Raw genomic sequence first — 23,479 nt, 5'->3', positions numbered from 1 at the left:
GAAAATTCTAGGCGGAACGGCATGTGGCGCAGGTTCTTCAAGATGACGCTGGCGGTGGGCTGGTTGCTTTGGCTGGCCGCCATGGCGTGGTTTGCGGTCGGCATGGTGCGGTATGCGCAGTCCGCCGACGCGACGCTGACGCCGATCGTCCTGACGCCCGGCCAGACCGCGCGCGCCGAGGTTTACCGCATCCGTGAAGCGCCGCTGTGGATGGAGGCGCGTTTCGGCGGGCCGCGCGGGCGCGACCGCCCAGAACTGGGGGATTCGGCGACGCGCATTGGCGCGGCGGACGGAAAGCCGCGCAGCGTCAACCCCGGTGAGCCGGTGCGAATCCGTGTGCGCGATGGCAAGGGACTGGACCTCGTGGTCAGTGCGGCGCCGCTCAGCGCCGCCAGCGCCACGCATTTCTACCGCAAGCTCTGGCCTGAAACCCATGCCAATGGCGCGCAGCTTCAAACCGCGCCCGGCTACCCGAAACTGGCGAAGGGGGCTTCCACACTGACGTTCACCGTGGAGGAAGCCGGGCCGGCGCTGCAGGGCGAACAGATCGAGCTGGAGATCAGCGCGCCCATCGGCCTGAAGCGCACGGCGGGCGGCTGGGACGACGTTGCCACGTTCATCTTCTGGCCCTTCATTGCCGCGATACTGGGCGCCTGGGCCTTGGTCTGGGCGGCGCTGACGTGGTGGTATCGCCGGCGGAGCCGGCGGACCGCGCTTTAGAACCGGTACGTCGCCTGCAGCTGGAACGTTTGTCCCGACACGTTGCCCGTGTCGAACAGCCGGTCGTAGCTGGCGGTCAGGTCCATGGCCTTGCTGACGGGCATCGTGAGACCCAGGCCGGCAGAGAACATGCCGCGCGAGGGCGACACGCCGGGTAGCGTGAAGCCGGTGCCGTCGGTCGCCGTGGCGTGGAATGCGCGGTTGCTGTCCAGGGTTTCGTAGGCGTAGCCGACGCGGGCCTCGACGACGGCGGGTTTGTCCGACTTCATGCTGAAGGGCAGACCCACGACGAGCTGCGCATAGGGTTGCAGGCTGTTGAAGTCCTGGGCGCCCACATCCAGATTCTGGCTGGTCGAACCCGTTTCGCTGAAGCGTTCGGCGTGCAGGTACAGATAGCGCAGCCCGAGACGCGGCGTGATCGTGAGCGGGCCGGCGGCCAGCGGCAGGCTGGCTTGCAGGCCGGCCGTGATTTCCTGTGCGTCGGAGTCGCCACGGGCCTTGCCCGGGCCGGGGAAGGACCGGCGCGTCTGGAGAAAGTCGTAGGCGGCGCCGACCGTCGCGGCGAGGGTAACGGCCCCCACGCGGCGGCTGCCATAGCCGGCGATGCGCAGGGTGTCGATCTTGCCGCTTGCCTCGTCTTCGGTCACATCAACGTGGCTGTAGCCGCCCGCGACGCCCAGCGTCCAGGCGCCGACCTGCTGATCCAGGCCGGCAAGAAAGCCGTAATGGCGATCTTTGTAGCTGGGCGCGTCGTCGTTGCCGCGCACGTTGACGCTGTTGGAGACGATCTGGGCCCAGGCCTGGCGGCCGGGGCGCGCGCAATTGGCGGGCGTCGAGGCGTCCGCGCAATCCTGGCCCAGGCGCGCGAGCAGCGTGTCGTTCACGCGCTGGCCTTCGCGGATGGCGGCCGAGGCGACGGCGCCGAAGATCGTGGCGTTGGTGGGGGCAATGACGACGGACCCGCCGCCAGTGTCCGTGCCGCCGCCGGTGTCGGTGCCGCCGCCGGTGTCCGTACCGCCGCCGTTATCCGTGCCGCTGGCGGCCAGCGTGAGGGTGCTGCCGTCGGCCAGGTTCTGCACGCTTTGCGCCAGTTCGGCCGGCGCGTTGCTGGTCACGGACGCGAAACGGCCGGTGACGCTGGCCGCGTCGACAATGCGGAAGGATGTCGCGCTGTAGGTGCCCGGGCCGTACAGCACGTTCAGGGTGCCGGCCAGGGTGGCGGTGCCGCTCACCTTCAGTTGCGAAGCAGCCGTGGGGCTGACGTCGATGAACAGCGTGCCGGTCGGGGACTGCGTGTAATTGCCCAGGATCGTCAGCGTGCCGATGGAGCCGCCCGGACGCACGATACCGTCGTTGGTCACATTGCCGCCGATGGAGCCGTGCCCGCGCAGCGTGCCGGCGCTGCCGACGGCCACGTCGCCCAGGATGCTGGCGGTGGGATGCGCGGCATCGCCGATCTCAAGCGTGCCCGCGGACACCGAGGTGCCGCCCGAGTAGGTGTTCACGCCGTTCAGGATCAGCATGCCGCTGCCGGTCTTGGCCAGCGCGCCGCTGCCGTTCAGCGTGGAATCGATGATGGCGGTGGCGTTGGTATCGACCTCGATGGCCGAGGTGGCCGCCGCCAGCCCGATGGCGTCGCCGGTGACGCGGTAGCCATCGGTGGAGAACTGCATGCCGTTTACGGCGATTGCGCCGTGGCTGGCGTCGACCGTCACGGTGCCCGCCGTGCCGCCGAACACGGGCCGCACGTCGGTCTGGTCGAGCTGGCCGTTGGCGGCGCCGTCGGTCGAGGTCCAGTTCTTGCCGTTGGCCGTCCAGGTGCCGGAGCCGCCGGCAATCGTGCCGTCGGCCACGGTGTTGGCGCCGTCCCAGTAGTGGGTCTGGGCGTCGGGCGCGATGGTCACGGTCAGCGCGCCGTTCACGTCACTCAGTTGGGCGAGCAGGCCGTTGTTGGTGGAGACGAAGGCCGTGTTGTTGACATAGGTGCCAGACCCGGTCGCGCGCACGACCGTGTAGGACTGGCCATTGGCCAACCCCGTGCCGCCCAGGCTTATCGCCGCGCTGCTGATGGCCGCCGAGCCGTTCACGTCCAGGTAGCCATAGCTGCTGGTGTCGACGACATTGAAGGCCAGTCCGCCGCCGGTCTGCGAATAGTTGCCCGTGACGGTGATGGGGTTGTTGATCTGAAGGGTCGCGCCATAGTTCATGACGGAACGGCCCACCGCAGCGATGTCGTTGTTCAGCAGCAGGTTTCCGCCCGAAAACACCAGGTTTGCGCCCGTTACCTTGATGAGGCCTTTGTCGGCCACGCCCAAGCCGCCGCTCGCGCCGGTAAGGGTGCCGAAGACGTTGCCGCTGCCGCCTGCGATGGCGAGGGGGATGGCGCTGGCGGAGGTCAGGTCGCCCGCGATGAGGCCGCTGTTGGTGATCGTACTGATATAGCTGTTGCTATCGAGCTGGATCGCCGCATTCCGGCCGGTGATGGTGCCGCTATTGGCGAGCAGGCTTACGCTGCTGGCGCGGGACAGGTAGATGCCGGCATCGAACGATCCGCCCATGGCGCTGCTGGGCGCACCCACGATCAGGCCCGTGTTCGTGATGGTGCCGGCCGTGCTGGCATCCATGAAGATGCCTGCGATGTCGCCAGAGAGGGTCCCGGAATTCGTGAGCGTGCCTAACCGGGCGTTGTCCTGAGCCAGGATGCCTAGCTGGCCGACGATGGTCCCCTCGTTTTGCAGCGTTTCGATGGCGCCATTTTCGGTGACCACACCGAACCCCGCAAGGACACCGCCAATGTTGGCGCTTTGCAAGGTGCCGGTGTTGGTCAGGTTGGTGATCGTTCCGCCATTGTTCCAGATGGCTGCAATCGTCCCGCCGAAGGAACTGTTGCTGCTGATCATCCCGGCATTGCTGATCGTGCCGATGCTGCCCTCATTGAAGATCCCGGCACGTGCGCCGGCGATGGAGCCGCCCGTGTTGTTGACCACGCTGGTGATGCTTCCGGACCCCGTATTCAGGATGCCGGCCACGGTGACGCCCGTTCCGGTGGACCAGATCAAGCCATTGTTTTGCACCTGAGCCAGAACGCCGTCGTTCTGCAGGCCCGCCAGTGTGCCAACGATGGTGCCCTGGTTCGTCAGCGTGCGGCCGGGGCTGGTGCCGGAGGCGTGCATACCGATGTCGGCGCCGGAGAGCATGCCGCTCCCGGTGACCAAAAAGTTACCGCCCGTCCATTCGATGCAGTCTTCGGAGCCGAAGAGCGTCGCGTTGTTCCCAATGCTGATGCACGCCGCTGCATGGACCATGCCGGGAAGCAGACTGGCGGCCACTAGGGAAACACCCGACAGAATTTGCGTCGACCGGGCAGGGGCCGCCGTCGAGCCGGCTCGCGCGGATGCCACGGGAACAGAGTTGATACGCTTTTTTTGGTGTTTCAGCTTCAAGGCAAGCTCCCGCCTGGGGCGATGTCGGTTGGAATGTGCGGCAACCGTTGGAGCTATGGACTATCCGCGCGGCCGGTGCCAAGGTATGAGGGCAGACAGGCGGCCTTTTGCTGGGGGCGCACTATCTCACCCCGCACATTACTGGCGATGGTGCCTTTTCAAAGGCCGCAATAATGCCAAAATTCAGGCCTTTTTCCGGTTGATACATGCGGGCGCGCCGGCTTGGGCGCCGGCTGCGCCCGCATGTTCAGGCCCGGCCGCGGTGAAACCGGGTTGCCAGCGCCCGGCCCACGTCGTGCATGACCCGCTTCCAGTCGCCCGGCGCGGGCTGGCGAAACAATTGCAGCGACGGATACCAGGGGGAGTCGGACCGATGCAACAGCCAGCGCCAGTCGGGCAGGAAAGGCAGCAGCACCCAGGCGGGCCGATTCAATGCGCCGGCCAGATGCACGGGCGAGGAGTCGACCGAGACGAGCAGGTCGGCCAGGGACAGGATCGCGGCGGTGTCCTCGAAGTCGGCAATCTCGGCGTCCAGCGGCACGATGTTCATGCCGGGCGGGGCCGTGGCGGCCTGGGCCGCGGCAGGGCCTTTCTGGATGGCCAGGTACGTGATCCCGGGCACGGCCAGGGGCGCCATATCCGCCAAGGCAAGGGAACGATTGGCGTCGTTCGAATGCGTGGGTCTGCCTGCCCAGGCCAGCGCCACCCACGGCCGTGGCAAGCCGGCCAGCCGCTTGCGCCATTTCTCGACGCGGGCCGCATCGGCCGACAGGTAGCCGACCTGGCCCGGCAGGTCGGCCATGCGCAGGCCGATCGCCATGGGCAGGGACATCAGTTCGCAGTGCTGGTCGAACGGCGGGGGGATCTGGCCGCGCGGGAAGGCGTCCGGGCCGACGAGGCGCCGGGCGAAGGGCAGCAGGTCGGGATGGACTTCCAGCACGACACGCGCGCCGCTGCGGGTCCGGGCCGCGTCGATCAGGCGCATGAATTGCAGCGTGTCGCCGTACCCCTGCTCGTCATGAATGAGCAGCGTCTGACCCGCGATGCGGCTGCCGTCCCAGCGCGGCCGCTGCACCTTGCGGTCCATCGCCGCGGTATGGGAAAGGCTGTAGCGCCAACGGTATTCCGTCCAGCCGCGCTCGAAATCCCCTTGCAGCAAGAGCGTTTCGGCCAGGTCGAATCGGGCGGACAGGTTGCCGGGCATGGCTGTGGCGAGCATGGCCTGAATGTCAGCGGCTTCCTGAACGCGCCCTTGAAATTTCACTGCCAGACCGAGAAGGCGCCAAAGTACGGCGGGAGCGCCGCGCGGGTCCATGGTCTCGCGCAGTAGCCGCTCGGCTTCGGCGTTCTGTCGCTCAGTCAGCAGATCGCGGACGTGGCGGGCCAAGTCTTCCAAGTCTTGCGCTTGGGCTGTCGCAGCCTGCGAGCCGCATGCCGTCTGTAAGCGCGTGCGTAGTTCGAGCGCCTGCGGGTGGCTGGGCGCAAAGGCCAGCAGCGCTTCAGTCCATTGCAGCGCTTGTGCGGGCCGCGACCGCGCCGCTTCGATTTCCGCCAGATTGATGTACGCGTTCGCCAGGCGCGGGTTGCATTCGATGGCGCGCTGTCCGGCGTTTGCCGCAGCGTCGTAATCGCCCAGTTCGCGCAGCACGAAGGCGAGGTTGCTGTGCGCCTCGGCGTAGTCGCCGCGCAATGCGAGCGCCCGGACGTAATGCTGACGCGCTTCGTCCAGGCGATTCACGCCCGTGTACGCGTTGCCGAGGTTGTTGAGGGCTTCCGGGCTGTGCGGCTGAAGTTGTGCCACCCGTTCAAGACATTCGACGCTGTCGGCGTGGCGCCCGGATTCCTGCAGGATGATTCCCAGGTTGTTCCACGCCATGACCAGCCCGGGGTCTCGTTGCGTGGCATGGCGCGCGGCGGCCTCGCCTTCAGTGAGCAGGCCTTGCTGCCGGCAGATTTCGGCCAGGTTGCCGAAGTAGACCGCGGGCGCGGCGTCGGTCTGGCAAGCGTGCCGCAGCAGGTCGAGCGCCAGCGCGGGCTGGCCGTGCGCGTGCGCGATCAAGCCCAGCAGGTGGGAGGCATCGGCCTGTCCTGGCGATACGGCCAGAATGCGGCGGCAGAGGACCTCTGCCTGGAACGCCTGTCCGGCGTTCCAATGGGCGTGGGCCTGTTGCAGGGCTTCGCGTAGGGAAAGCTGCGTGCCTGTCGTGGGCGGTGGCGGTGCGGGCGTGGAGGCCATGGTGAGACCTGCGGCCGCTGTCCGGGCCGGCCTGAAGGGAAACGTGAAGCGCAGATTCTAGTGCCTTCGCGCGGGCTTGCCAGCTACGCGCCGCGGCGTATCGTCACCCGCAGGCCCGGGCCGAAGTCGCTTTGCGCATCGCGCATGGCGAAGGCGATGCGCATGCCGTGCGCATGGGCGATGCGGCGGGCGATGGAGACGCCCAGGCCGCTGCCGGCTTCCTCGTTGCCGGCGGCGCGAAGGAACCTGTCGCCCAGCCGCGGCAGCACCTCGGGCGCAACGCCCGGCCCTTGGTCGTCGACCGATATTTGCGAGGGCGAGAATGCCAGACGCACGCGGCCATGGCGCGGGCCGTACCGGATGGCGTTGTCCAGGATGTTTTTCAGCATGATGACCAGCGCGTCGGCATCGCCGGCCATGGGCAGCGGCAGCACGCCCGGCTCGGGCCATTCCACCGCGATGTCCACGTCCCGCCGGTTGGCGATCCAGAGGCAGTCGCTGACGGCCTGCTCGGCCACGCTGCCCCAGTCGACAGCACTGCCGAAGTCCGTGTGATTGGCATTGTCCAATCGCGCCATCGTCAGCAGCTGCGACACCAGCCGGTCCAGCCGCTCCATGCCGCGCGTCACGCTGGTTTGCGCCTGTTGCAGCGCCTGCGGGTCTTGCGTGCGCCGCATCACATCCCACTGCGCCCGCACGGCAGCCAGCGGCGTGCGCAGCTCGTGCGCCGCATCCGCGGTCAGCCGGCGCTCTTGTTCGATCAGCGTACCGACCCGCGCAAGCAGGCCATTCATGGAAGTCACCAGCGGCGTGAGCTCGCCCGGCACGCCGGACAGCGGCAAGGGCTTGGCGTCGTCCGGGCTGCGCCGTTCCAGTTCGGACGACAGCCTGCGCACGGGGGACATCGCCTGGCGCACCGCGTAGATCAGCAGCGCGATCAGCACCGGCAGGCCCAACAGCCACGGCAGGATCTGCCCCGCCACGTAGGCGATCACGAGGTCGTCGCGTTCTCCGATGCGCTGTCCCACGCCGACCCGCGTCTGGCCGGAGGAATCGTCCAGGTAAAAGAGGCGCCAGCGTTCGCCGTTGACGATGCTTTCCGCAAACCCTTCGCGGTCTTCGTTGCGAGGAAACTGCAGGGCTTCGGGGTCCAGCACCAGGGGGGCCTGCGACCCGCGCCATATGGCCACCGACAGATCGCCAAGACCCGCATCGCCGGCGCTGTCCGACGCGGGCAACTGGGCGCGCGCCGGCTGCGTCTGGGCGGAAGGCGGGATCAGCGCGGATATGGCGATGGTCTGCTGCGCCAGGCGCACCATGTCGGTGTCGTAGAGCTCGTTGATCTCGTGGGCGGCGCGCCAGTACGTGCCGGCGATGGTGATGAGCCAGGCGACTGGCGCCGCCAGCAGCACGGCAATGATCAGGCGTCGTTGCAAAGTCATGAGTCGGCTTCCACCTGGCCCAGCGCGTAGCCCGACCCCCGCACGGTGCGCACGATCTTCGGGTGGATCTTCTTGCGCAGATGATGCACGAACACCTCCAGCGCATTGCTTTCGAGTTCGGCTTCCCAGTCGTAGAGCTTGTCGCGGATGAAGTCGCGCGTCAGCACGCGATTCGGATGCGTCAGGAACAGTTCCAGCAGCAGCGCTTCGCGTGTCGTGAGGTCCACCTTCTGGCCCTTCCAGTGCACTTCATGCAGGGCTGGGTGGTAGTCAAGATCGCCATGACGCCAGACGGGCTCGGGCTTGCCGGCCACGCGCCGCGTCACCGCGCGCAGGCGAGCCGCCAGTTCATCCAGGGTGATGGGCTTGATGAGGTAATCGTCCGCGCCGGCATCCAGGCCCGCAATGCGGCTGGAGACCGCTTCGCGCGCCGTCAGGATGACCACCGGCACGGTGCGCCCTTCGCGGCGCCAGCGGCCCAGCAGGGATACCCCGTCTTCGCCGGGCAGGCCCAGATCGAGGACCACGGCGTCGTAATGCACGACGCTGATCGCCTGATCGCCTTCGCGGCTGCTGGAGAACCAATCGACGGCATAGCCCAGAAGCCGTAAGCCGGATTTAAGACCATCGCCAATGAGCGGGTCGTCTTCAATGATGAGAATTCTCATTTATCGTCTTCTCGCCGTGCAGGACTGAGATTAACACCGCGCGGGTGGTTAATTTCTCATTAAGGTTCCATGCCTAAGCTGCGCTCCATCGTATCGGGAAAATCAGTTCCTAAGCATGGAATACCGCATGCCTCACAACAAATGTTTCGCCCCGTCCGCCTGGACGGCGATGGCCGCGCGGCCTCGGGCCATGCCCGCAACGCTGCACGTCCATCCCCTCGAGGATCCGATGCGCGCGCGGATCGAGTCCTACATTCACCAACGTTATCAACAGCGCTTCGGCGCCCGGCTGACCGAGTGGCTGCCCACGCTGGTCAGCGTGCAGCGCGACGGGGAGATCCTGGCGGCGGCGGGCTATCGCAGCGCGAGCGATCCGCTTTTTCTGGAGCGCTATCTGTCCGCGCCCATCGAGCAATACCTGCGCGATCAAGGCGCGCCTGTTGCGCGCAGTCTCATCGTTGAAGCCGGGCAGTTCGCCGCCGTGCGTCCCGGCGGCGGCCGATTGCTGGTGCCGCTTCTGGCAAGGCATCTGCACGCCGAGGGCTTTGATTGGGCGGTCAGCACGCTCACCATCGAACTGCACCATCTGTTCCGGCGGATGGGGTTGGCGCACCAGCCGATCTCGGCAGCGACCTCGGACCACCTGAACGAAGCCGAGCGCAAGGATTGGGGCAATTACTACGCGCATGCGCCGACGGTGTTCGCAGGGCGGCTCAATGCCATTCTTGGCCGCCTTCCGGAGCTGGACGTATGAACGTGTCCCGTTTTTTCTCGTTGTTGAGGGAACCCGCCCGCGCGCGTGCCGTTGCGGTCCAGACCCAGGCAGAGGGATCGGATTACGCCGCGCTGCTCGCCCGCGTGGACACGCTTGCCGACGCCCTCGCGGCGCGCGGGGCGACGGTCGTGGCCTCGCTGATGGACAACGGTCTTGAGTGGATCGTGCTGGATCTGGCCTGTCTTCAAGCGGGCGTGGTGCACGTGCCCCTGCCGCTGTTCTTCACGCCAGGCCAGTGGCGCGAGACCCTGGATGCCGCGGGCGTGAACGCCGTCGTAGGGCCTGCGTCACTGCAGCCCATGCTGCAGGCCTTCGGTTTCGAGATCGCCGCGCAAGGGCAGGGCCCCTCGGCGCTTTTCCGGCGCGCTTTCGCCAAGGTGCCGTTGCCCGCTGGCACGGCGAAGATCACCTTTACGTCAGGGTCGACTGGCAGCCCGAAGGGCGTGTGCCTGGGCGCGGCCCAGATGCTCGCGGTGGCGAGCGGTCTGGCGGCCGCCACGCAGCCGCTAGGCATTGCGCGCCATTTCACGGCGCTGCCCCTGCCCGTGCTGCTGGAGAACATCGCGGGCGTCTACGCGCCCCTGATCGAGGGCGCGGCGATCTGCGTCAACCCGTTGAAGGACATCGGGCTCCAGGGATCGTCGCGCTTCGATCCGGCCGTGTTTCACCAGGCCCTCGTGGCCGGCCGCGCGCAAAGCGTCATCGTGCTGCCGCAGATGTTGCGCGCTTATGTGGGCTGGCTGCGAGCGGCGGGCCTGGCAGGCCCCGGCACGCTGCGTTTCGTCGCGGTGGGCGGGGCGGCGGTGGGAAGCGACCTGCTGGAAAGCGCCCGCACGCTGGGGATACCCGCCTATGAAGGCTACGGGCTGTCGGAGGCCTGCTCGGTGCAGACCCTGAACCTGCCCGGCGCGGACTGTCCCGGATCGGCGGGCCGCCCCTTGCCGCATGCGCGCGTGCGCGTCGCTGCCGACGGTGAAATTGAGGTGGCCGGGGCGCTGGCGCTGGGCTATCTGGGGCAGCCCGCGATGCCTTCGAAATGGCTGCCGACAGGCGACCTGGGCCGCATCGACGATGCCGGATTCCTGCATATCCGCGGTCGAAAGAAGAATGTGCTGATTACCGGATACGGACGCAATGTGTCGCCCGAATGGGTCGAGTTGCGCTTGGCGAACCAGCCCGTCATTGCCCACTGCGTCGTGTTGGGCGAAGGGCAGGCAGCGCTGGGCGCCGTGATCTGGCCGCTGGGCAATCCCAGCGATAGCGCCATTCAAGCGTGCGTCGACCAGGTCAACCAGGGGCTGCCGGACTATGCCCGCATCGGGTCCTGGATGCGCGCGCGGGCCGAGTTCTCTGCCACCAGCGGTCTGGCGACGGTGAATGGGCGTCCGCGCCGGCAGGCCGTCGCCGAATTGCATGCCGATCTCTTTTCCGCGGGTTACCGCTCAACTATCGATGTAGACCCATCATGACCTTTTTCGAACAGTTGCTTGATCAGACGCGCGAGGCCCGGGAGTCCCTGGTGGCCACGCCCATCATCCAGGATTGCCTGCGCGGCCAGGTCGCGCGGCCCGCCTATGCGGCGTTTCTGCGCGAGGCCTATCACCACGTCAGCCACACCGTGCCGCTGATGCACGCGTGCCGCGCGCGCATGCCGGCACGCCTGGCATGGATGCTGCCCGCGATCGATGAATACATCGAGGAGGAGACCGGCCACGATGCCTGGATCCTCAATGACCTGCGTGCGCTGGGACACGATGCGGACGAGGTTCGCCGCGCCGGACCCGGGCCGGCCACCGAAATCATGGTGGCCTACGCCTACGACACCATCGCGCGCAAGAATCCGGTGGGATTCTTCGGCATGGTGCACGTGCTGGAGGGCACCAGCGTCACGCTGGCCTTGAACGCCGCCGACCAGATCCAGCGCGCGCTGGCGCTGCCGCCAAGCGCCTTCAGCTATCTGCGGTCCCACGGCACGCTGGACCAGGAGCACACCGCGCATTTCGCCGATCTGGTCAACCGTCTGGACGATGACGCCGACCGCGCCGCCGTGGTCCATGCCGCCAACATGTTCTACGGGCTGTATGGGGCGATCTTCCGTTCCCTGCCGCGCTCGTCTTCGCAAGGACAGGTCGCATGAGCCCGCGCGATGCCTCCGTCGTGTTGACGGGCGCCGCTGGCGGCCTCGGAAGCGCGATTGCGCGCCGGCTCTTCGACGAAGGCGCGAGCCTGCTGCTGGTCGGCCGCAGCGAAGCGCCCTTGCTGGCGCTGGCGCAGTCGCTGAGCGCCGGGGCGCGCGACCGGTCGCGTGTGGACGCGCTGGTGGTGGACGTGACCACAGACGCCGGCCGCAACGCGGTCATCGATGCCGCTAGCGCCCGCAATGCCAACGTGCTCATCAACAATGCGGCGCTGGCCGCGTTCGGGCCAGCGCAGTCCATGCAGACCGAAGCGCTGCGCCAGCTCATGGACACGAATGTCGTCGCGCCCATGATGCTGACCGCCGGCATGCTGCCGCTGTTGCTGGCGCAGCCGCGCGCACAGGTGCTGAACATCGGATCGACGCTGGGCAGTCTGGGCGTGCCGGGGTTCTCGGCCTATGCGGCAAGCAAGGCCGCGCTTCGGATGTACTCCGAAGCCTTGCGCCGTGAACTGGCCGACTCGTCCGTCCGGGTGCAGTACTACGCGCCCCGGGCCATCGACACGCCGTTCAACTCGCCCGAAGTGCTGGCGTTCAATAAAGAAGCCGATTCGGCCAGCGATAGCCCGGAAGAGATCGCGGAGGCGGTATCGCGCATGCTGCAAAGCGAATCACGCCAACGCTTCGCGGGCGGAATCGAATCCGTCGCGGCACGGCTGAATGGTCTTTGCCCTGAATGGTTGGACGGCGCGTTTGCGAAGCATCGCCGCGCCTTGATGTCGTTGAAATTTCCTACTGGAGCCTAGTCATGAATCAGAATATCGGCCTGCGCAATGCGGCCGCCGGCTTGCTGGCGGGCGTGGCGTGCTTGTTTTCCACCATTACCCTCGCGGCGCCTGCCGAAATGGACCAGGGTATCCGCGAGCTGCAAAACGGCTGGGCGGAAATTCAATACAAGACCCCGCCCAACGATCGCGCCAAGCGCTTCGAGGCACTGTCCAAGCAGGCCCACGACCTGACGCAGCGTTACGTCAACAAAGCCGAACCGCATATCTGGGAAGGCATCATCCTGAGCTCGTGGGCCGGCGCCAAGGGCGGCATGGGCGCCCTCAGCTTGGCGAAACAGGCCAAGGCCGAGTACGAAACCGCCATCCAGATCGACAGCAAGGCGCTGGACGGGTCCGCGCTGAACAGCCTGGGCGTGCTGTATTACAAGGTGCCCGGCTGGCCAGTGGGATTCGGCGACAACAAGCGCGCCGAGGCCTTGCTGCAGCAGGCGTTGACCATCAACCCGGACGGCATCGATCCGAACTACTTCTACGCGGATTACCTGGTGTACCGGAACCGCAAGTCCGAAGCGATTCCGTACCTGGAAAAGGCGCTGAAAGCCCCGCCCCGGCCCGGCCGCGAAGTGGCTGACGAGGGCCGGCGGGAGGAAGTCCGGACGCTGCTGAAGGAAGCGCGCTGAATCAATACTGATAGCGCAGGGTCAGCATCACGCTGCGCGGTTGCCCATAGTAGTTTTGCCGAGAGGCGCCGCCCAGCTTTTCGTAGTACTTGCGGTCGAACAGGTTATCGACCGTGAGCGTGCCTTCCAGGTGCCGGTTGTAGCGGTAGCCGATCTGTGCCGAGACGAGCGCGTAGCTGCCCTGTTCCCAACGCACGTTGCCGCTTTGCAGATAGTTGCCGCTGTTCCAGCGCACGCCAGTGCCCACGCTGAAACCTTCCAGGGCCGGCTGCGTGAAGCGGTAGCGGGTCCAGAGATTGATGGCGTGGCGCGGGGTGATGGTGCTGTACGACAGTCCCTGCTGGGCTTGGGCCGCCTCCAGGTATTTGGTTTGCGTGTAGGCGTAGCCGGCCACGATGTCCCAGTTCGGCAGCAGCAAGCCGCTGACCTCGGTTTCGAAGCCCTGGCTGCGCACCTTGCCCGCGGCGACGGAGTACATGGGATTGTTCAGGTCGCTCATCGCGCGGTTGCGGTCCACGATCTGGAACAGCGCGGCATGCGCGTTGAGCGCGCCGTCCATGAACGCGCCCTTCAGGCCGGTTTCGATCTGGCGGCCCACGCGTGGCGACAGCGTGTTGCCTTGCGCATCGATCTCGGTTTGGGGCTGGAAGATGCTGGTGTAGCTTGCGTAGGCGGACAGCTGCGGCGTCAGCTCGTACACCAGCCCGGCGTAGGGCGATGTGCGCGCGGAGATGCGGGTCGTTGTCTGGCTGAAGTCGCCGAAGTACTGGTTGTCGTTGCGCGCGTCGTTCTTCCACCAGGACAGGCGCGCGCCCGCGATGACCTTCAGGTGGTCGGTTGCCTGGATGTTGGCGCGGGTGTACAGGCCGAATTCGCGGGTGCGCCCGTCATTGCCGTTGACCTGTTCCATCTCCGGCAGCGGCATGTTGATGACCGGGTCGTACACGTTGGTCGGGAAGATCGTGCCGCCGCCGTAGTTGAACTGTTTGCGCGTGTAGCTGTAGTCGGCGCCCATGAGCAGGCTGTGTTCGCGGCCGAAGGCTTCAAAGGGCAGATTCACGTGGGCGTCCGCGCCGGTGGTTTTCCAGTGGTTGCGGTACGACCAGGCGATGAGGTTGGTGTCGCCGGTAAGCGGATCGACGGCGCGGTTGGGCCAGGTGGTCAGGCGCGTCGGGGTGTCGGTGTCGCGATGAAACACGCTTGCGTTCACGGCGCCGCCGCCGTCCAGGCGATGCGAGAGGTCGGCAAAGATCTCGGTGGATTCTTCTTCGATGCGGTTCCATTCCGCGCTGAGATTGGTGCCGCGGCGCACTTCGAGCAGCGAGCCATCGGCATACGCCGGCAGACCGAACGCGGGCTTGATGCGGGAGCGCTGATGCGTGAGGCCGGCCGCCAGCGTGGTGCTTGGCGTTAGATCGGCCTCGATGATTCCGTACAGCGTGGGCCGCTCGGAGCTTACCCGGTCCACGAAGGAGCCACGATCCTCGTAGGCCGCGATGAAGCGCCCGCGGACCTTGCCTTCGCTATCGAATGGCGTGCTCAGGTCGGCCACGGCCCGGTAGTAGTCCCATGACCCCACACTGGCTTGCGCGCCGAATGCGAATTCCTGCAGCGGGCGCTTGCGCACCAGGTTCACGCTGCCGCCCGGTTCGCCCGTGCCTTGGTATAGGCCGGACGGCCCGCGCAGCACTTCAATGCGATCGTAAATGGCGAGGTCAAAGCCCGCCGACAGGTTGCCTGCCCCGGCGGGGGCGCGCATGCCATCGACCTGGATCGAATCGAGCGTGTAGCCGCGCGAGATGAAGCCGGACATGTTGCCGCCGCTGGAGAGCGTTTCGACCGTGATGCCCGTCACGTTGCGCATTGCGTCAGACAGGCTGTTCAGGTTCTGGTCGTCAAGCCGCTGGCGCGTCACGACCGACACGGACTGCGGGATCTCCTTGAGCGTTTGCACGCCCTTGCCCAGCGTGACCGCATTGCTGGTGTACGAGTTCGTGCCTTCGCTGGTGGCGCGTTCTGCCGTTCCGGTTACGGTGACGGGCGCCAGTTGGGTGACCGCGCCTTGCTGGACGGCCTGCAGGGAGTAAGTGCCGGCCGCGCTGGGCTGGGCGCGGTAGCCGGTGCCCGCGAGCAGGCGGTCGAACCCTTGCTGCACGGTCATCTCGCCCGAAATGCCGGGGCTTTGGCGGCCAGCGAGCCAGGTGGGGTCGTAGACGATCTGCACGCCAGCTGCGGCGGCGTAACGCGCCAGCACGTTGTCGAGCGGGCCCGCCCCAATCGCGACGGAGCGCATCTGCGAGGACGGCGCCGTGCCAGCCGGGGCTGCGGATTGCGCGCCCGCCGCCGCGCTTGCGGTGGCGGCGCACCAGAGCGCCGTCCAGATCATTGCCTTGCGGGATCCTCTGTCCCGCGCTGCGCGTACACGTGCCATCACTCTTTCATCCTTACATCGTCAAGCAAGAAGCGCCCGCATCCCCTTGATGCGGTCTTACTTCCTACTCCGCACGACATCGAAAAAGTGATCACCTCGACGCAAAATATTTTTCCGCGCGGCGGCTCAAGCGCCGGCGGGGCCGACCGATACCCAGTAGCGGGTGACCCGTTGCACGGTGATGGGCAGGCGTTCGGACAGCGCCTGCAGGGCTGCATCGGTATCTCGAAGCGATAGTGCGCCGGAGACCCGCAGGTCGGCGACCTCGGGCGCGCAGCGCAGAAAGCCCGGGCGATGGCGCGCCAGCTCGGCCACCACGTCGGCCAGGCGCTGGTCGCGCACGACCAGCATTCCCTGCGCCCAGAGCGCCGCGCTGTCGTCCACCGGCGCCAGCGCGCCGGTCTGGCCAAGCGTGAAGCTGCTGCGTTGCCCGGCGTCGATGCGCAGGGGCGTGCTGCGGGCGGGGCGCGCCAGCACCGCATGCTCGAACACCATGACCTCGGTGCGGTCGTGGGTCAGACGCACCGAGAAGCGCGTGCCCAGCGCCTCTACCTCGCCTTGCGGGGTTTGCACCACAAAGGGCCGGTACGCGGCCTGGGATTCCTGGCCGGTCGTCACCAGCACTTCCCCGGCCACCAGGATCAGACGGCGTTCGCCGGCGCCGTAGCGCAGGTCGACGGCGCTGCCGCTGTTCAGCACCAGCTGCGTGCCATCGTCGAGCAGACGTGTCAGTTGCTCGCCCGCCGCGGTGCGCAGGTCGGCGCGCCAGGCGGGCGCCTCGCGCCACGCCATCCAGCCGGCCGGGGCGAGCACGCCCAGCCCCAGCGCCGCGCGCAGCACGGTTCGGCGGCCCTGGCGCTTGCGGGTGGCGCGCAGCACGCGATGTCCGATGGGGGCGGGTAGGCCTTCGAACACGCCCAGCACCTGCTCGGCGCGGGCCCAGGCCTGCACGTGGGCCTCGCCTTGCGCCAGCCACCGCTCGAATGCCCGCCGCGTGGCCGCGTCGGTGGTCTCGTAGCGCAGCCGGATGACCCAGTCGGCCGCTTCCTCCAGCAATAGATCGCCCGGCGCGCTCATGCGGCGACCGTCATGCAGGCCATGAGGGCCTTGCGCAGATGGCGCCGCACCGTGATCACGGGCTTGCCGGTCTGCTCGGAGATCTCTTGCAGCGTCAGACCGTCCAGTTGCGCCAGCAGGAACATGTCGCGCGTCGCGGCGGGCAGGCGCTGCAGCATGGCGTCGATCGCCACCAGCGTCTGCACGATCATGAGTCCCGTTTCCGGAGACGGTACCTGCGGCTCCGGCAGGTGCGCGATGGCGTCCAGGTAGGCCTGTTGCACGGCGCGGCGGCGCCAATGGTCAACCAGCAGCCCCTTGGCAATATGCGTGATCAGCGCGCGCGGTTCTTCGCGCAGCACGGGCGGACGGCGCGCGGCCATCAGCCGAACGAACGTGTCCTGCGCCAGATCGGCCGCGTCGCCGCTGTCGCCCAGCTTGCGATGGAGCCAGCCTTGCAGCCACCCATGGTGACGGCGATAAAGCTGCTCGACTGCGGGGAGGGATAGGGAGTCGGGAGATTGCAAGATGCCCAGCAGTCTACCGAATGCGAATAAGAAATACTATTAATTAGAGTTGTCGGATGGCGGGGCGCGGCGCGCGCGCAACACCGCATGGGTAATCAACAGCCGTTCACTTGCGCGGATAGGAACCCAGCAACCGGAATTCGGGATGCGCCTTCAAAAGCCCGGCAAGGGGTTCCTGCGTGGCATGGCCCGCGACCTCGACGACATACCGATGCGTGTCCAGGGTCTTTTTGCTGGGACGCTCATAGATCGTCAGCACGGCAACGTTGGCCTGCACGAGGGCGCGCAGTGCTTCATTCAGTTTGTCGTCCGCGGTCGAGAGCACCAGCGAGGTCTTGTCATGTCCCGTGGGCGCCGGCAGGTCGCGGCCCAGCACCCACCAGCGCGTCACATTGTGCGGTCCTTCCTCGATCCCATCGACCAGCGCGCTCAGCGAATACACGCTGGCGCCCACCTTCGGACCGAACGAGGCCTTGTCCAGGGTGGCGCTTTCGGCGACGGTCTTGGCCGCAGCGCCGCCACTTGCGGACTCGGTGCGCTTCACCGTGGGCATTTCCCGGTCCAGCCAGGGTTTCACTTCCTCGAATGCCACCGGGTGGGCGAACACTTCCTTGATGTCTTGCAGCGTCGCGCCGGGACGCGCCAGCAGGCTGTAGCCCAGCATCTTGGGGTATTCGCCCACCACCACGGCATTGGGCAGATCCAGCACCGCGTCCAGATAGGGCGTGACACCAACGACCGACGTCGTCACGGGGACGCACGCCTGGGCCAGCTTGCCCGACGCGTAGCCGGAAAAGAGTTCGTCGCGCGTGAGCGGGACAAGCTCGTTGGGCCCGAACAGGTCCAGGCACGCCTGATGGGTCCAGGAGCCCGCGGGCCCCAGGTAACCAATGGAACCGGCAAAACTGGGGGTCATCGTCATCATCCAGGTCATGAGGCCAATTGCCGCGCCAAGGTGTCTTTTTGCCATGGTGTCGCCTTCGAAAAGGGCCGCGCGACGGCCGCGCAATGTCATGGATCGCCAAAACGGTATGAAACACCAGGCGCGCCGATCTGTATAGAGGGATCCGCTTTCAGCGTGTGAGGGCGGGCCGCCACGCGTCGGAGGGCGTGATCCTTGGTTCAAAAAACATCAACCTAAACGCCGCTGTTACCCGATACACTGAGCCGCAAATGGGTCAAAGAAACATGTCGGATCAATAAAAGGTTGCAAGGCACAGCCAAGCGCAACCTCGGGGGGAGACAAACGTGCTTGGTTCTGAGTTGATCATTCGCTCGCTGCGTCGGCGGGGCGTCAATACCATTTTCAGCCTCTCCGGCAACCAGATCATGCCGCTATACGATGCCTGTATCGACGCAGGCATCCGCATCATCCACGTCCGGCACGAAGCGGCCGCTGTCTTCATGGCCGATGCGTGGTCGCAGATCACCGGCGAACTCGGCGTGGCGTTGATCACTGCCGCGCCGGGCCTGACCAACGGACTCGCGCCGCTTTATTCGGCCTCGCAGGCGGAAAGCCCGGTGCTGCTCATCTCGGGCGACTCCTCGGTGTCGGAAGACGGTTCTGGCGCGTTCCAGGAACTGGACCAGGTCTCCATCACCCGTCCGCTGACCAAGTTGTCGGTCCGCCCGCGGTCCGCGGCAGAGCTTTGCCCTGCGCTTGAAGCGGCGATCTCGCAGGCGCTTGCGCCTCGTCGCGGCCCCGTCCACCTGGCGTTGCCCTTTGACCTGCTGACCGCCGAGTCGGGCATGGCGGACCTTCCCGAGGCGCCGGCCGTTCAGGCGGTTGCCGCGCTGGATGCTTCCGGCGTGAACCAACTGGCTGACCTGTTGCATTCGGCTCAGCGTCCGCTGGTGCTGGCCGGGCCGGCGAGCGCGCGTCCGCAAGCACGTTCCGCGCGCGCGGCAGCCGAAGCCGCGCTGGGGCTGCGCATCATCCCGATGGAAAGCCCCCGCGGGCTGAAAGATCCGTCGCAGGGGGCCTTGGCCGGCATCATCCCAAGCGCCGACCTGATCGTGCTGGCGGGAAAGTGCCTGGACTTCACGCTGGGATTCGGCAGCACCGGCGCCCTTGGGCAAGAGGCCCGCGTCGCGGTCATCGACCCGGACCCCGCGATGCTGGAACGCGCGGGCCGGCTGCTTGGCGCGCGTCTGGTCCTGGCATTGCAGGCCGACCCGGCGGCGGCGCTGGCGGCGGTGGCGGCGGCGCAACCGTCGGCCGAACGCCTTGCGTGGCGCGCCCAGGTCGATGAAGCGCTGCAAAGCCGGACGGTGAAGACGCCGTCCGCACCGACGCAGGGCGCATTGGATCCGCGCGCGCTGTGCGAGACCGTGCAGGCGTTCCTGGCGTCCGCGCCCGATCCGATCCTGATCTGCGACGGCGGCGAGTTCGGCCAATGGGCGCAGGCGTTCTGCCAGGCGCCGGTCCGCATCATCAATGGCATGTCCGGGGCGATCGGCGCAGGAGTCTGTTATGCGATCGCCGCGAAGATCGCGCGGCCGGGGGCGACGGTGGTCGTCATGATGGGCGACGGCACCGCCGGGTTCCACCTGATGGAGCTGGACACGGCGGTGCGCGAAGGCGCGGCGATCGTGGCGGTGATCGGCAACGACTTGCGCTGGAACGCCGAACACCTGATTCAAATGCGCACCTACGGCCCGCAGCGGCTGATCGGGTGCGATCTTTCTCCGACGGCGCGCTACCACGACGTCGCCTCGGCGCTGGGCGGCGCGGGGTTTGCGGCGCACGACGCCGCGGGCCTGGCCACCGCCTTGCGCCAGGCCGCCGCCAGCGGCCTGCCAGCCTGCATCAACGTGTCCCTCGCGGGCGAGGCCGCGCCGGTTTTCCACGCAGCATCAATGCAGTCCACGACCGGTCATTGAGCTCAAGGCATCGAGCGTCGCCGCAGTCCGGTTTCGTCCCGTAGAACGAACAGGAGACATCCCATGATCAGCCTCACCGGCATGCGCCCGGGCGGGTCCGCTCGCGCCGCGTTTTGCCTGCTTCTCACCCTTCCCGGGCTGGCCGCCGCCCAGGCTTACCCAGCCAAACCGATCCAGCTCATCGTGCCCTTCAGCGTGGGCGGCGACGCCGACATGGCGGCGCGCAATCTGTCCGCCGCCGCGCAAGGCGTTCTGGGGCAGCCGGTGGTCGTGGTCAACAAGGCCGGCGCCAACGGCGCGATCGGATCGGCCGCGGTCAAGAACGCGGCGCCCGACGGGTACACGCTGCTGATGGGCCGCATCGGTTCCCAGGTCCTCCTGCCCGCGTTGCAGCCCAAGACAACGCCCTATACCTCGAAGGATTTCACGTTCATCGGGCTGCTGGAGCTGAACCCCGTCGTCTGTGTGGTGCATCCGGATAGCACCTATCGGACCATCGGCGACCTGTCCCAGGCATTGAAGGCCAGGCCCGGCAAGCTGAACTACAGCCATTCCGGCCCCGCGACCGTGCAGAACCTTGCCCCGCAACTGCTGCTAAGCAGTCTGGGACTGAAGCCCGACGCGGCCGTCAGCGTTCCGTACAAGGGCGGCAGCGAGGTGGCGATGGCGGTGCTGAGCCGCGATGTGGACTTCGCCTGCAACAACTTGAGCTCGATGACCGGAATTCTTGCGGGCGGAAAGTTGCGCGCCTTGCTGACGACGACGCCGGAACGCCTTGCGCAGTTTCCGGACATTCCGACCGCACGCGAATCGAACCTGCCGCAGCTTGAGGCCGTCATCGGCTGGAGCGGGCTGTTCGGGCCGCCGGGCATGAGCGCCGAAGCGGTGGATAAGTGGGCCTCCGCGCTTCAGCAGATTTCGAAGGACCCGAAATGGATCGAGGGCAACGCCAACTTCGGCGGCATTCCTCATGTGTTGTCGCCTGCCGATACGGCAAAGTACGTCGATCAGGGCGCCACCATTTACGCCGAGCTGGTGGCCAAGGCGGGGCTGCAGGTCAATTAGCCGTTGGCTTGCGGGGCGATTCCGGCCGCCAGGCCTTCGGCGGCCGGAATCGCCTGGCGCAGATACTGGACGAACGAGGTCACGGTCAGGGGCACGCGGGGCGTGTAGGGCCTGACCGCATAGAGCCGTTCGGCATAGTCGCCGACGACGCGCCATCCTGGCAGGACCTCGACCAGCGTGCCGCGCTGCAACGCCTGGCCCGCGCTGAAATCCGGAAGCAGCGCGATGCCGACCGAGCCGGCGGCCGCTTCCCGCAAGACTTCGCTGTTGTTGGCCGTGAAGCTGCCGCGCACCGGCACGGCGATGCGCTTGTCCCCATCAAGCGATTCGAATGACCAGGTCGCGCCGCCGCTGCGGCGCAGGTAGTGCAGGCAATTGTGGCCCTCCAGATCCGTGGGCGTGCGCGGCGTGCCGTGCGCCGCCAGGTACTGCGGCGTGGCGACGAGGACCGAGCGCGTCTCGCAGATCAACGAGGCGACATGGGTGTCGGGCACGCCGGCAACATGCCGGATCGCCAGGTCGAATCCCTCGGTGGCCAGGGACGCCAGGTGGTCGCTCAGCTCAAGCTGAATCCGGACGTCCGGAAAGCGCGCAAGGAAACCGGGTATCAGCGGCGCGATGACCTGGCGCCCCAAGGCGACGGGCGCCGTCACGGACAACACGCCGCGCGGGCCGTCGGACAAATCGCGAACCGCGGAAAAACCTTCTTCGATGCGCTGGTAGGCCGACGCCGTGTGGTCGACCAGGCTTGCCCCCGCCTCGGTCAGGCTGACACTGCGCGTCGTTCGCCGCACGAGGGGAACGCCGGCCGCCTGTTCCAGCTCCACGATGCGCTGGCTGACCGACGCCTTGCTGATCTGCAGCCGGCGCGCGGCGGCCGTGAAGCTTCCCGTGTCGGCCAGCACGCCCAGGCAGTGAATGTGCGACCACAGGTCTTCCAGGCGTCTTGTCTTTGTCATGCCAATTTCCATTGTTCAGAACCGCAAACACTGATTCCAGCCTTCTGGGCTCGACGGGCGGCGGGCGGCACGACATAGTGCCAGCACCCGCACTTCACGCTTGAGCACAGGAGAACACCATGCATGCAACCCCGCGCAGCGCCGCCGAATCCATTGCCGGACACTTTATCGCCGGAAGCCGCGTCGATGGGACAGGCGCGCGCCAGCCCATCTTCAATCCGGCCACGGGCGTCGTCACCCGGCACGTCACGCTGGCCACGCCCGACGAGGTGCAGCGCGCGGTGGCCAGCGCGCAGGCCGCTTTCCCGGCATGGGCCGACACGCCGCCGATCCGCCGTGCGCGCGTGTTGTTCAGATTTCTTGAACTGCTGAACCGCCACCGCGACGAGCTCGCTCACCTGATCACCGCCGAGCACGGCAAGGTGTTCAGCGATGCGCAAGGCGAAGTCGCGCGCGGCATCGACATTGTGGAGTTCGCCTGCGGCATTCCGCAACTGCTCAAGGGCGCGCATACCGAACAGGTGTCCACCGGCATCGACAACTGGACGTTGCGCCAGCCGCTGGGCGTCGTGGCCGGCATCACGCCTTTCAATTTTCCGGTGATGGTGCCGATGTGGATGTTTCCGGTGGCGATCGCCGCGGGCAACACGTTCGTGCTCAAACCCAGCCCGACGGATCCCAGTCCGTCGCTGCGCATCGCCGAACTGCTGCGCGAGGCAGGTCTGCCCGATGGCGTGTTCAACGTGGTGCAGGGCGACAAGGTCGCCGTGGACGCGCTGCTCACGCATCCCGGCGTGAAGGCGGTGAGCTTTGTCGGATCCACGCCGATCGCCAACTACATCTATGAGACGGGTGCCCGCCTGGGCAAGCGCGTGCAGGCGCTGGGTGGCGCGAAGAACCATATGGTGGTGATGCCCGATGCCGATATCGACCAGGCCGTGGACGCCTTGATCGGCGCCGGCTACGGATCGGCGGGCGAGCGGTGCATGGCGATCAGCGTGGCCGTGCTGGTGGGCGACGTGGCCGACCGCCTCCTGCCCAGGCTGATCGAGCGCACAAAGGCCTTGAAGGTGCTGGACGGCGAGAACCCGGCCGCCGAAATGGGACCAATCGTGACCCGCGCCGCGCACGAGCGCATCAGCGGCTACATCGCGCAGGGAGAAGCGGAGGGCGCGAAGCTGCTGGTCGATGGCCGAGGCTTCAACGGCACGCAGGCAGGCGAGGGGTGCGGCGACGGCTTCTGGATGGGCGGCACGTTGTTCGACCACGTCACGCCCGACATGCGCATCTACAAGGAAGAAATATTCGGTCCGGTCCTGGGCTGCGTGCGGGTCAAGGACCTGAAGGAAGCCGTGGACCTCATCAACGCGCATGAGTTCGGCAACGGCGTCGCCTGCTTTACGCGGGACGGCAACGTGGCGCGCGAATTCGGCCGGCGCATCGAGGTGGGCATGGTGGGCATCAATGTGCCCATTCCCGTCCCGATGGCCTGGCACGGCTTTGGCGGCTGGAAGCGCAGCCTCTTTGGCGACATGCATGCCTATGGCGAAGAAGGCGTGCGGTTCTACACCCGCCAGAAGTCGATCATGCAGCGCTGGCCGGAGAGCATCGGCAAGGGCGCCGAGTTCGCGATGCCGACGGCGAAGTGACCGTGGTAGCGGGCGGCTCG

Annotated in this window: 18 protein-coding genes; 9 read left to right on the top strand and 9 right to left on the bottom strand. The window is 67.0% G+C overall.

The genetic code is table 11. The features are described 5' to 3' along the window. The first annotated feature begins 21 nt into the window (after positions 1–21). Positions 22–720 (top strand): hypothetical protein, encoded by a 699-nt coding sequence (locus HV786_RS05090; protein ID WP_128828448.1) that lies wholly within the window; start codon positions 22–24, stop codon positions 718–720. On the opposite strand, the gene HV786_RS05085 is transcribed toward HV786_RS05090, so the two are convergent. The 4 genes from HV786_RS05085 to HV786_RS05070 all read right to left on the bottom strand — a co-directional run bounded on the left by HV786_RS05085 (position 717) and on the right by HV786_RS05070 (position 8,509). Beyond that, the gene (locus HV786_RS05085) at positions 717–3,917 is read right to left on the bottom strand and encodes an autotransporter outer membrane beta-barrel domain-containing protein (RefSeq protein ID WP_175210190.1); all 3,201 of its coding nucleotides are present in this window, start codon (positions 3,915–3,917) and stop codon (positions 717–719) included. The two genes, HV786_RS05090 and HV786_RS05085, sit on opposite strands and share 4 nt — an antisense overlap. A 493-nt stretch (positions 3,918–4,410) precedes the next feature. Then, positions 4,411–6,399, bottom strand: coding sequence for a tetratricopeptide repeat protein (locus tag HV786_RS27550; RefSeq protein WP_128828926.1), 1,989 nt, complete (start codon positions 6,397–6,399; stop codon positions 4,411–4,413). A gap of 83 nt (positions 6,400–6,482) precedes the next feature. Then, positions 6,483–7,841 (bottom strand): ATP-binding protein, encoded by a 1,359-nt coding sequence (locus tag HV786_RS05075; RefSeq protein WP_128828925.1) that lies wholly within the window; start codon positions 7,839–7,841, stop codon positions 6,483–6,485. Then, entirely contained in the window at positions 7,838–8,509 is a 672-nt protein-coding gene (locus HV786_RS05070) for a response regulator (RefSeq protein WP_062839814.1), read from the bottom strand. Before HV786_RS05070 ends, HV786_RS05075 begins: the two co-directional genes overlap by 4 nt. Before the next feature lie 127 nt (positions 8,510–8,636). Between HV786_RS05070 and HV786_RS05065 the strand changes: the two genes are divergently transcribed. Genes HV786_RS05065 through HV786_RS05045 form a run of 5 tightly spaced genes read left to right on the top strand, consistent with a single transcriptional unit; the run spans position 8,637 to position 12,889 of the window. Continuing rightward, positions 8,637–9,263, top strand: a complete 627-nt coding sequence (locus HV786_RS05065; RefSeq protein ID WP_175210183.1) for a thermostable hemolysin — start codon at positions 8,637–8,639, stop codon at positions 9,261–9,263. Then, the gene (locus tag HV786_RS05060; RefSeq protein ID WP_128828924.1) at positions 9,260–10,753 is read left to right on the top strand and encodes an AMP-binding protein; all 1,494 of its coding nucleotides are present in this window, start codon (positions 9,260–9,262) and stop codon (positions 10,751–10,753) included. Before HV786_RS05065 ends, HV786_RS05060 begins: the two co-directional genes overlap by 4 nt. Continuing rightward, the gene (locus HV786_RS05055; RefSeq protein WP_128828923.1) at positions 10,750–11,421 is read left to right on the top strand and encodes an iron-containing redox enzyme family protein; all 672 of its coding nucleotides are present in this window, start codon (positions 10,750–10,752) and stop codon (positions 11,419–11,421) included. Before HV786_RS05060 ends, HV786_RS05055 begins: the two co-directional genes overlap by 4 nt. Then, complete coding sequence (locus tag HV786_RS05050; protein WP_128828922.1) at positions 11,418–12,227, top strand: SDR family oxidoreductase; 810 nt, start codon at positions 11,418–11,420, stop codon at positions 12,225–12,227. Before HV786_RS05055 ends, HV786_RS05050 begins: the two co-directional genes overlap by 4 nt. A 2-nt stretch (positions 12,228–12,229) precedes the next feature. Continuing rightward, positions 12,230–12,889 (top strand): tetratricopeptide repeat protein, encoded by a 660-nt coding sequence (locus HV786_RS05045; RefSeq protein ID WP_128828921.1) that lies wholly within the window; start codon positions 12,230–12,232, stop codon positions 12,887–12,889. A 1-nt stretch (position 12,890) separates the two neighbouring features. On the opposite strand, the gene HV786_RS05040 is transcribed toward HV786_RS05045, so the two are convergent. The 4 genes from HV786_RS05040 to HV786_RS05025 form a co-directional block, all read right to left on the bottom strand. Then, positions 12,891–15,275 (bottom strand): TonB-dependent siderophore receptor, encoded by a 2,385-nt coding sequence (locus tag HV786_RS05040; RefSeq protein ID WP_175210182.1) that lies wholly within the window; start codon positions 15,273–15,275, stop codon positions 12,891–12,893. Positions 15,276–15,446: 171 nt separating this feature from the next. After that, positions 15,447–16,397 carry a FecR domain-containing protein gene (locus HV786_RS05035; RefSeq protein WP_175210181.1) on the bottom strand — a complete coding sequence of 317 codons (951 nt, stop codon included), beginning with the start codon at positions 16,395–16,397 and terminating at the stop codon, positions 15,447–15,449. Beyond that, the gene (locus HV786_RS05030) at positions 16,394–16,903 is read right to left on the bottom strand and encodes a sigma-70 family RNA polymerase sigma factor (protein ID WP_128830226.1); all 510 of its coding nucleotides are present in this window, start codon (positions 16,901–16,903) and stop codon (positions 16,394–16,396) included. The genes HV786_RS05035 and HV786_RS05030 overlap by 4 nt, the downstream gene beginning before the upstream one ends. Positions 16,904–17,009: 106 nt before the next feature. Next, complete coding sequence (locus tag HV786_RS05025; protein ID WP_252870439.1) at positions 17,010–17,837, bottom strand: prephenate dehydratase; 828 nt, start codon at positions 17,835–17,837, stop codon at positions 17,010–17,012. Between the two features lie 314 nt (positions 17,838–18,151). On the opposite strand from HV786_RS05025, the gene HV786_RS05020 reads away from it, so the two are divergent. Both HV786_RS05020 and HV786_RS05015 read left to right on the top strand, forming a co-directional pair. Continuing rightward, positions 18,152–19,786, top strand: coding sequence for a thiamine pyrophosphate-binding protein (locus HV786_RS05020; RefSeq protein WP_175210180.1), 1,635 nt, complete (start codon positions 18,152–18,154; stop codon positions 19,784–19,786). A gap of 63 nt (positions 19,787–19,849) precedes the next feature. Then, positions 19,850–20,851, top strand: coding sequence for a Bug family tripartite tricarboxylate transporter substrate binding protein (locus tag HV786_RS05015; protein ID WP_128827576.1), 1,002 nt, complete (start codon positions 19,850–19,852; stop codon positions 20,849–20,851). On the opposite strand, the gene HV786_RS05010 is transcribed toward HV786_RS05015, so the two are convergent. Beyond that, positions 20,848–21,810: a LysR family transcriptional regulator gene (locus HV786_RS05010; protein ID WP_128827575.1), complete on the bottom strand. Its 963-nt coding sequence runs from the start codon at positions 21,808–21,810 to the stop codon at positions 20,848–20,850. The two genes, HV786_RS05015 and HV786_RS05010, sit on opposite strands and share 4 nt — an antisense overlap. Positions 21,811–21,929: 119 nt before the next feature. Here HV786_RS05010 and HV786_RS05005 point away from each other — a divergent pair, with 119 nt between their 5' ends. After that, positions 21,930–23,459 carry a CoA-acylating methylmalonate-semialdehyde dehydrogenase gene (locus HV786_RS05005; protein WP_128827574.1) on the top strand — a complete coding sequence of 510 codons (1,530 nt, stop codon included), beginning with the start codon at positions 21,930–21,932 and terminating at the stop codon, positions 23,457–23,459. Positions 23,460–23,479 lie beyond the last annotated feature (20 nt).

Source organism: Achromobacter mucicolens (genome assembly GCF_902859725.1).
Taxonomy (GTDB): domain Bacteria; phylum Pseudomonadota; class Gammaproteobacteria; order Burkholderiales; family Burkholderiaceae_B; genus Achromobacter; species Achromobacter mucicolens.
Note: the sequence above shows the minus strand (reverse complement) of the source record. Positions and strands in the feature narration are given on the sequence as shown.